Genomic DNA, 9,341 nt, shown 5'->3' with positions numbered 1-9,341 from the left:
GCCGGGCGGGGCGCGTCCGGGGCGGGCCGGCGCGGAACGGCCCGCCCGGCCGGGGGCCGCACTGACCGCCCGGCCCCTCGCCGCGCTGCCCGCGGTGCCCGAACCGCGCAGGGAACTCGAGGCGGCCCCCGGAGCGCTGCTGCCCGCGCCTTCCACGACACCGCAGCGGCCGTCGCCGGCGACCTCCAAGGAGCGGAACCAGCGGAAGCTGACCGCCGCCCGCGACCTCCTGTCCCGCCACTCCGTGCAGCGCGGCACGCCGATCGCCGCGATCGAGTCCCGGCCGGCCGAGGAGTCCTGGTTCCCCGCACAGCCGCTCGACGCGACGGGCTCCTTCACCACCGGCGCCCTGACGGCACGGCCGGGCATGCCGACGGCAGCCACGACCGACCCGCTCGGCCCGAGCCCCCTGACCGGCACCGGCTCCTTCGCCGCCCTCGGCGTCGCGGACACCGGCTCCTCCGCCGCCCCTCTCGGCCCGAGCCCGTTCACCGACACCGGCTCGTTCACCGCCGTGGGTGTCACGGACACCGGCTCCTTCGTCCCCGCCTTCCCGGCCCCGCAGACCGGCATGCCCGCCGGCCCGGCCGACCCCTACACGACCGGCACCTACAACACGGACCCGCTGATGGCACAGCCGGGCATGACGGCAGCCACCACCGACCCCCTCGGCCCGAGCCCGCTCACGGACACCGCCGCGTTCGCCGCCCCGGCCGCCGCGGGCGGTGCTCCGGAGGCGGCGTACGCGGGGAAGGCCATGAAGGCGCTCGCCTTCGCCCGCGCACAGATCGGCAGGCCCTGTGTCTGGGGTGCGACGGGCCCGGACTCGTACGACTGCTCCAGCCTCACCCAGGCCGCCTGGAAGGCCGCCGGGGTCGCGCTGCCGCGTACCGCCGCGGAGCAGGCCGGTGCGGGCACCCCGGTCACGCCGGCCGACATCCAGGTCGGTGACCTCATCGTCTTCTTCGACAACGCCGGCCACGTCGGATTCTGCACCGGCAACGGCATGATGATCCACGCACCCGGCCCGGGGGCGTTCATCCGCGAGGAGTCGATCTACGGCGCCGGGGAGTCGGCCATCCACCGGGTGGTCCGCCCCGTGTGAGGCCCGCGGGGGCGGCCCGGCTCACCTCCGGCTGCGGCGCCAGGTCTCGTAGTGGTCCAGGAGGGTCTCGTCGATCGGGCGGTAGGTGAGGCCCAGTTCTTGCACGCTCCTGCCGTTGTCGACGCGGAAGCGGATGCCGAGGTGTTTGCGGATGTAGTCCTGGGTCAGCCCGAAGGCCGGGCCGAGGACGCGCACCGGCCAGTGCGGGAGCGCGGTACGAGGGAGGCGGAGGTCACGCGGGTAGCGGGTGCGGATGACGCGTGACATCTCGCGGAAGGACGTCATGGTCTCGGCCGCGACGATGTAACGGCCCTTCGCCGCAGGGTTCTCCGCCGCCGCGATGTGCGCGTCGGCGACGTCGCGCACGTCCGCGGTGGTGAACGCGAAGTCCGGGGCGCCGTAGCAGAAGTAGCCCTTGAACAGCTCGTCCAGCAGGAACAGGCTGCCGGACTCGGAAGCCGGTGTGAACGAAGGCCCCAGGATCAGGCCGGGGTTGACGGAGACCATCCGCCAGCGGTCCTGGGCGGCCTCGGCCTCCCACGCGGTGCGCTCCGCGACGGTCTTGGCGTAGTGGTAGGGGTTGTTCTCCACCGTGCTGGTGGTGTTGAAGTAGCGCTCCGAGAGCACCCGGTCGTCCATGTCGAGGACGTCCGCGTAGTCGCCGAAGATCGCCCCGACCGTGGACGTGAAGACCAGTGTGCCGACGGTGGGCGTCCGCTCCACGCTGGCGAGGACGTTGCGGGTGCCGAGCAGGGCGGGGTCCACCATGTCCCGTCGGCCGTCCCGGATCTTCTCCGGCATGAAGAACGGCGACGCGACGTGGAAGACGGCCGAACAGCCGCGCAGCGATTCGTCGAAGGAACCCTCGGCCAGCAAGTCCGCCCTGAAGATGCCGAGTTGGCCGGGAAACGCCTCCTGCATGTCCCACAGGTGCCGCATCTTGACCGGGTTCGCGGGGTCACGCACGGTGGTGTGGACCCGGTAGCCCCGCTGCAGCAGACGCCGTACGAGATGACTGCCGACGAACCCGCTCCCGCCGGTCACCGCGACCGTCGTCGCCTCGCGTCCACCCACGCCGCCGCTCCTCGGTTCCGGCCGGAGGTTCCTCGGGCGGGACGATCCCGGACCCCGGGCAAGCGTCGGGCATGTCCACGACCGGTGTCCACACCTCGGGGCGGTCCACGCGTCCGTCTGCGACTCTTGAGCGGCCACCCAGGCCGACCCATAAGCAAAGCATCGAATGGCCATAAGATCTACTTATGAGGTCATAGACGGGACCCGCGTACTAACTTAGGTCTGCCTTAGCTTAGGCTTCCCGATCGAGTCGCCTGTTGTCGCTCGAAGGGAACCTGATCATGCCGCGCCCCCTGCGGGTAGCCATCGTCGGAGCCGGCCCCGCCGGGATCTACGCCGCCGACGCCCTGCTCAAGTCCGAAGTGGCCGCCGAGCCCGGCGTGTCCATCGACCTCTTCGAGCGGATGCCCGCCCCCTTCGGCCTGATCCGGTACGGCGTCGCTCCCGACCACCCCCGCATCAAGGGCATCATCACGGCACTGCACCAGGTGCTCGACAAGCCGCAGATCCGCCTCTTCGGCAACGTCGACTACCCCACCGACATCAACCTCGACGATCTGCGCGCCTTCTACGACGCCGTGATCTTCTCGACCGGCGCGACGGCCGACCGCGACCTGCCCATACCCGGCATCGACCTCGACGGCTCCTATGGCGCCGCGGACTTCGTCTCCTGGTACGACGGCCACCCGGACGTGCCGCGCACCTGGCCGCTGGAGGCCGGGAAGGTCGCGGTGCTCGGCGTCGGCAATGTCGCGCTGGACGTGGCGCGCATCCTGGCCAAGACGGCGGACGAGCTGCTGCCGACCGAGATCCCGCCGAACGTCTACGACGGCCTCAAGGCCAACAAGGCGCTGGAGATCCACGTCTTCGGCCGCCGCGGCCCGGCCCAGGCCAAGTTCAGCCCGATGGAGCTGCGGGAGCTGGACCACTCCCCCAACATCGAGGTCATCGTCGACCCCGAGGACATCGACTACGACGCGGGCTCGATCGAGACGCGGCGCGGCAACAAGCAGGCCGACATGGTCGCCAAGACCCTGGAGAACTGGGCGATCCGCGACGTCGGCGACCGGCCGCACAAGCTGTTCCTGCACTTCTTCGAATCTCCGGCCGAGGTCCTCGGCGAGGACGGCCAGGTCGTCGGTCTGCGCACCGAGCGCACCGCCCTCGACGGCACCGGCAACGTCAAGGGCACCGGCGAGTTCAAGGACTGGGACGTCACGGCCGTCTACCGTGCCGTCGGCTACCTGTCCGAGAAGCTGCCCAAGCTGCCGTGGGACCTCGACTCGGGCACGGTCCCGGACGAGGGCGGCCGCGTCCTCGAGGAGAGCGGCGCGCACCTGCAGTCCACGTACGTCACCGGCTGGATCCGGCGTGGCCCGGTCGGTCTGATCGGCCACACCAAGGGTGACGCCAACGAGACGGTGTCCAACCTCCTGGACGACTTCACGAACGGCCGTCTCCACACTCCCGGCTCGCCCGAGCCGGAGGCCGTCGACGCCTTCCTCGCCGAGCGGAACGTGCGCTTCACCACCTGGGAGGGCTGGTACCGCCTGGACGCCGCCGAGAAGGCGCTGGGCGAACCGCAGGGCCGGGAACGCGTGAAGATCGTCGAGCGTGAGGACATGCTCCGGGAGAGCGGCGCGTAGGTCCCGCACTCCGGTGTCCGCCGGGGGCCGTCGGCATGCTGCCGCCGGCTCCCGTCCCCAGCCGCCGAGGCGCCGGGCGAGGCCGCGGAGCCGGTGCATCACCGTGACCCGGCACCGGCAGACCGGCGCTGCCTGCGAAAACCCCAACGGACCTGTCCCACCGGTCTGTTAACGTCCTGCGGTGTTCTCCCTCAGTGAACCCCCTCTCTTCACCCGCCTGCGCGACGCCCGGCGGGTGCTGGTCGCCGGCGCGGGCGGTGGCTTCGACGTCTACGCCGGGCTTCCGCTGGCGCTCGCCCTGTGGACGGCGGGCAAGGAGGTCCACCTGGCGAACCTGTCCTTCGCCGACCTGTACGGCCTGGGCACCGACGTGTGGGTGGACCGGGACGTGGCGGCCGTCCGTCCGGACACCACGCTCCGTGGCGACTACTTCCCCGAGCGGGCGCTCGCCGAGTGGCTGGCGGCGCAGGGCCTGCCCTCCACGGTGTACGCGTTTCCCCGCACGGGTGTCGGCCCGCTGCGGGACGCCTTCCGGGCGCTCCTCGCGCATCTCGGCGGTGTCGACGCGATCGTGCTGGTGGACGGTGGGACCGACATCCTGATGCGCGGCGACGAGCACGGGCTGGGGACACCGGAGGAGGACATGGCGACCCTGGCCGCCGTGAACGGGCTCGGCGAGGTTTCGCACCGGCTGGTTGCGTGCCTCGGCTTCGGGGTGGACGCCTATCACGGCGTCAACCATTCGCTGGTCCTGGAGAACCTCGCCGCGCTGGACCGGGAGGGCGCCTACCTGGGCGCGTTCTCGCTGCCCCGGGCCAGCCGCGAGGGCGCTCTCTACCTCGACGCGGTGGCCCACGCCCAGCGCCGCACCGCGAGCCACCCCAGCATCGTCAACGGGTCCGTGGCCGCCGCCGTACGCGGCGACTTCGGCGACGTCCGGTTCACGGACCGGACCCGGGACAGCGAGTTGTTCGTCAACCCGTTGATGGCCCTGTACTTCTGCGTGGACGCGCCCGGACTCGCCCGCCGCAACCTCTACCTCGACCGTCTGGAGGAGACGGCCCTGATGCGGCAGATCAGTTCGGCGATAGAGGAGTTCCGCGACGCGTTGCCACGACAACGTCAGCCTCGGGCCTTCCCCCACTGAACCAGTTCGCGCCGTCCGACGACCGCCGGCGCCCCTCCGCAAAGGCGAACGGGGCCCTCCCCTAAGCGGATGGCGGGTGGGCCCCGTTCGCCGGACCCATTGTCGTGGTCCGGACAGAACTCGGGCATGAGTGAACGACGGCAACGTGACGTGCGGCGCGCGCACCCCGTGTGCGCCGCACACCTCCCGTGCGCGCCGGACCGGGCTCCGATGCCCCCACCGGCTCCGTGTCCTCCGTGGGCAGCCCCGGCCGACGTGCCACGATCGCCGGCGGTGATACTGGAAGGCGCACCCCACCCCCACCCGCAGATTGGCCCATGTCGAACTCCCCCACCGACCGTCCCATGACCCCCAGCACGGTGTGGCCGGCCCGCGGCCGCCACGTCGGCCCGTCAGCCGAGGAGGTGATCCGGCGGAATCTGCGCCGGCTCAAGGAGCGCGAGGTCCTCGACGGCTTCGCCGAACCGCCGGTGACCGAGGACACCCCGGAGCAGGTCTTCGAGGCACGATGGCGGGTCCCCGGCGAGGTGACGGTGCGGGCCCGCCTGACGCTCGTACACCCGCAGGAGCGCACGGAGGGGCAGGAATGGCTGCTCCTGGCCGAGGCCGAGGCGCCCTGGGACGAACGGTGGCCCTCCCCCGCCACGATGTTCTGGCCCGACGCGTCCCAGGAGCCCGCCCGGCCGGACGGGGCGGACACCGCCTGGGACCACCACCACGCCGTGGCGGGCCTGCGGCTGCGCGAGGTCAATCCGCTCCCGTCCGAGGACAGGGAGATGCGGCGCGTCATCAGGAGCGCCGCGCGCGAGGCCTGGGCCGTCAACGTCGTCGTGCACGAGGCCATGACCCCGGACGAGCAGGGCAGAGGGCCTCTGGCGCGGTTGCTGCCGCCGGGTCTGCGGGACCGTGTGGTGGAGCACCGCGCCGCGCCGCAGCAGCTGCGGGCCGTCAACTGGGCGCTGCGCGACCTCGGCGTGTGGGTGCCGCGCGGTGGTGCCGTGATCGTGCCCCCCGATCCGGCCCCGCCCGGCTACGACGGCCCGGAGTTCTCCGTGCGCAACGTCTTCCTGGACGGTTCCGAGCCCACCGAACTCATCGACGTGGTGCGGCGCTTCGCGGCGCTGCCGAAGCCGATGCCCCAGGCTCTGGACGACGCGCTGACCGGGCTGCGCGAGAAGTGGACCCTGCTGACGCTCGAGGAGGAACTCGCGCGCGAGCGCAGGCTCGTGACCATGTACTCCGAGGCGCTGGAGGCGATGACCAAGTCCCGGGACCTGTACCGGGACGCGGCGGAGCGGGCCCATGAGGCCCTGGCCGCCTACCGCGACACGCCGGCCCGGTCCTCCGGGCAGTCCGGCACGCCGGTGGCCTCGGCGTTCCAGCAGCTGACGCGGACCTTCGGGCGGCTGAAGGGCACCGTCAGGGGAACGCGTCCTACGACGAGCGCGGCGGCCGCTGCGGCCGACCTGGACGCGCCGGACGGACCGGACGCCCCGCGTGACGCGGACGGTCCCGGCGAGGCCGACCGGGCGTCCTAGCCTCCGGGAGGCGATACGCCAGCCGGGGCGGGGAACACGAGGAACAGGACGCTGCCCCGGCTCGTCGGAGGACAGGAGGCCCCATGGATTCCACCACGACCGTGCTCGTGGTCTCCGCCGTGGTCGCGGCGGCCCTGCTCGTCGCGGCCGTCGGCCTTCTGGTACGCCTGGTCCGTACCCGGCGCACGCTGCGGCGGGCCGGGCTGCCGACGGGGCCGCGCTGGGTCTTCTGGGGTGCCGTCGCCTATCTGGTGCTGCCCACCGATCTGTTGCCCGACCCGGTGTACCTGGACGACATCGGCGTCCTGCTGCTGGCCCTGCGCTCCCTGCGCGCGGCGCGGACACTGCCCACGGACGGCACGGAGTCCTGAAACGGGTCCCCGCACGGGACCGGCGTACCTGATCATGGAGTGATGCGATCAACGTTCACCGGTGTCCCGGGTCTCTCCGTGACGCCCGAAGCCGCCGTTGTCGTCGACGTGATGCGGGCGTTCACCGTGGCCGCCTGGGCTTTCCGGCGCGGCGCGGAGAAGATCGTCTTCACCGGCACGCTCGAGGAGGCGCTGGAGCTGAAGGCGCGTCACCCGGACTGGCTGGCCTTCCAGGACGGTGCGCCGCTGCCGGGGTTCGACCTGGCCAACTCCCCCGCCAGGCTGCGGGCGCTCGACGTCGCGGGCCGCACCGTGGTGCAGAAGACCACCGCCGGGACCGCGGGTGCGCTCGCGGTGGCCGACGCCCGGCTCCTGCTGTGCGCGAGTTTCGTGGTGGCGGAGGCGACGGCGGAGCTGCTGCGGCGCGCGCGGCCGGACGCGGTCACCTTCGTCGTCACGGGGGACGGCGGGCAGGCGGAGGAGGACCTGGCGTGCGCGCAGTACATCGCGGCCCGAGCCGTGTCCGGCCCCACCGACCCCGGGCCGTTCCTCGACCGGGCCAGGCGCTCGGACGCCGCGGCGCTCCTCGCCGACGGGGTACGGCACGGCCGGCTCGGTGTCGACCCCGAGGACGTGGACCTGTGCCTCGAGGCGGACGTCTTCCCGTTCGCCATGGCGGCCGCCCGGGAGGACGGCCGCCTGGTCCTGCGCCCGGTGGAGAACGGGTCCCCGGGCCGGGGCGCGCCCCGCCGCACCGGGACCGGCAGCGGCCGTTGACCAGCTCCGCCGGAGACCTCTCGCGTTCGCCCCGCCGTCAGTGCGACCGCAGGGTCTGCGAGGGCAGTTCGCCGAAGCGGGCGCGGTACTTCTCGGCGAACCGGCCCAGGTGACCGAAGCCCCAGCGGTAGGCCACGTCGCTCACGGTCGTGGTGCCGGGGTCGGCGGCGGCGAGTTCGGCACGGACCCGGTCCATGCGCACGTCCCGCAGATAGGTCATCGGCGAGGTGCCCACCTCACGCCGGAACACCTCCTGCAGCCAGCGCCCGCTCACACCGGCCAGGTCGGCGAGCTCCGTGGTGGTGTACGGGTATTCCGGGCGGGCCTGGATCGCGTCCACGACACGTTTGACCGGACGGGCGACACCGTGCGGGACGGGCCGGTCCAGGGACTCCCGGTAGGGGTGGTCGGTGGCCAGCAGGAGACCGGTGAGCAGGGAGTCGCACATCCGGGCCGCCAGCAGAGGCTGGCGCAGGAGCCCGCGCTCGTCGACGGTCTGGTCGGTCACGAACCGCACGAGCCGCGCCCAGGTGCGGCCCGGCCCCGCCGTGAGGTCCATGGCGGGCGCCAGCCGCAGGGAGGGGCGGACGGCGTCGCCGGTGAGCGCCTCCAGGTGCCGCAGGAGTGCCTGGGGCTCTATCTTCACCGCGAGCAGCCGGCAGTGGCGGCCCCACTTCTCCAGCGTCGTCCTGCCCTCCGGCTGGAACACGCCCGCCCGCGCGGGGGTGGCCAGCGCCGTTTCCCGCGTGCCCTGCCGCCACGCCAGACGGCCCGTCAGCGGAAGGTCGACGTGATAGGCGCCCAGGTCGCCGAAGCGCATCCGGACGTCGGCGCCGCAGCCCAGTTCACCGAGGGTCAGCGGACCCAGGCGGGCCATCTCGAAGTCCACGTCGAGCCGCTGTCCCGGGTCCAGCAGGTCCATGTGGTTGTCGTAGTACATGGCGCCGATCGCGGCACGGGCCTCGTCGAGGTCCGCGGTCCGCAACGACAGACGCACCCCCGCTGCGGCCGTACGCTCGGGGAACTCGGCGGTCTCCGCCACGGGAGGCGGCCTCCTCTCGACGACTGGGCCCACTCGTTCCGCCAGCGTAGGCGCGGGGATCCCGACGGCCTACGGCGCGGTCACGGCCCTGACGACCTCCGCACACGGCCTGCGCCGGCCGACCACACACCGACGCGGCGGCCCGCGGGGCGACGGCGGCTCCCCACGGCCGTCGGCGGGGAGGCGTACCCGGCGCGTGCGGCCGGGAGCCGTCCCGTCCGGTCCGCCCAGGTGCGTTCCGCGGGCGTCGTGGCGCATTCTTGCTGTGTCACCCACCCGGGCGGCGCACGGACGAGGTAGGACCGATGGCTGGCAGCGGGGAGCACGCAGGCCGGAGGCGCGGAAGGCTGGCCGCGCTGCTGGTCGACGCCTCGGCCCGGGCACTCACCGCGACGGACGGCCGCGTCGCGGGTGTGTACCTGCGCTCCGGTACCCCCGGGCTGCTGCACCTGGCGGTGCTCGCGGGTCTGCCCGGCCCCCTGTTCCGGCCCTGGTGGCGGGTGCACGTGGACCGGCCGTTCCCCGTCTCCGACGCCTACCGGCTCGGTGTCGCGGTGGTCCTGCCCAACGCCACGGAGACGGTGCGCCGCTATCCCCAGTTCGCGGCCGGTCTGCCCTTCCAGTTCGGGTCGGTCTTCGTG

The 9,341-nt window shown here is 72.9% G+C and carries 8 protein-coding genes and 1 pseudogene; 7 read left to right on the top strand and 2 right to left on the bottom strand.

Annotated elements, in window-relative coordinates:
• The first annotated feature begins 94 nt into the window (after nucleotides 1–94).
• Nucleotides 95–1,105, top strand: a complete 1,011-nt coding sequence (locus ACFW2E_RS32895; protein WP_384471338.1) for a C40 family peptidase — start codon at nucleotides 95–97, stop codon at nucleotides 1,103–1,105.
• A 21-nt stretch (nucleotides 1,106–1,126) separates the two neighbouring features.
• Here ACFW2E_RS32895 and ACFW2E_RS32890 read toward each other — a convergent pair whose 3' ends face one another.
• Complete coding sequence (locus ACFW2E_RS32890) at nucleotides 1,127–2,179, bottom strand: NAD-dependent epimerase/dehydratase family protein (protein WP_384471335.1); 1,053 nt, start codon at nucleotides 2,177–2,179, stop codon at nucleotides 1,127–1,129.
• A gap of 281 nt (nucleotides 2,180–2,460) precedes the next feature.
• On the opposite strand from ACFW2E_RS32890, the gene ACFW2E_RS32885 reads away from it, so the two are divergent.
• The 5 genes from ACFW2E_RS32885 to ACFW2E_RS32865 all read left to right on the top strand — a co-directional run bounded on the left by ACFW2E_RS32885 (nucleotide 2,461) and on the right by ACFW2E_RS32865 (nucleotide 7,658).
• Nucleotides 2,461–3,825, top strand: a complete 1,365-nt coding sequence (locus tag ACFW2E_RS32885; RefSeq protein WP_384471332.1) for an FAD-dependent oxidoreductase — start codon at nucleotides 2,461–2,463, stop codon at nucleotides 3,823–3,825.
• Nucleotides 3,826–4,006: 181 nt separating this feature from the next.
• On the top strand, nucleotides 4,007–4,972 hold the full coding sequence (locus ACFW2E_RS32880) for a DUF1152 domain-containing protein (protein WP_384471330.1): 966 nt from the start codon (nucleotides 4,007–4,009) through the stop codon (nucleotides 4,970–4,972).
• Between the two features lie 317 nt (nucleotides 4,973–5,289).
• A complete protein-coding gene (locus tag ACFW2E_RS32875) occupies nucleotides 5,290–6,510 on the top strand; it encodes a hypothetical protein (RefSeq protein WP_384471327.1) in 1,221 nt (406 codons plus the stop codon).
• Nucleotides 6,511–6,593: 83 nt separating this feature from the next.
• Nucleotides 6,594–6,881, top strand: a complete 288-nt coding sequence (locus ACFW2E_RS32870) for a DUF1232 domain-containing protein (RefSeq protein WP_384471324.1) — start codon at nucleotides 6,594–6,596, stop codon at nucleotides 6,879–6,881.
• 42 nt (nucleotides 6,882–6,923) lie between these two features.
• Nucleotides 6,924–7,658, top strand: a complete 735-nt coding sequence (locus tag ACFW2E_RS32865; RefSeq protein WP_384471321.1) for a 2-phosphosulfolactate phosphatase — start codon at nucleotides 6,924–6,926, stop codon at nucleotides 7,656–7,658.
• A 37-nt stretch (nucleotides 7,659–7,695) separates the two neighbouring features.
• Here the strand turns inward: ACFW2E_RS32865 and ACFW2E_RS32860 are convergent, their stop codons facing one another.
• A complete protein-coding gene (locus tag ACFW2E_RS32860) occupies nucleotides 7,696–8,700 on the bottom strand; it encodes an AraC family transcriptional regulator (protein WP_384471318.1) in 1,005 nt (334 codons plus the stop codon).
• A gap of 305 nt (nucleotides 8,701–9,005) precedes the next feature.
• On the opposite strand from ACFW2E_RS32860, the pseudogene ACFW2E_RS32855 reads away from it, so the two are divergent.
• Nucleotides 9,006–9,341, top strand: a pseudogene (locus ACFW2E_RS32855) (diguanylate cyclase); the annotation flags it as partial.

It is taken from the genome of Streptomyces sp. NPDC058964 (assembly GCF_042741275.1).
Taxonomy (GTDB): domain Bacteria; phylum Actinomycetota; class Actinomycetes; order Streptomycetales; family Streptomycetaceae; genus Streptomyces.
This window is presented reverse-complemented; position numbering and strand designations above follow the sequence as displayed.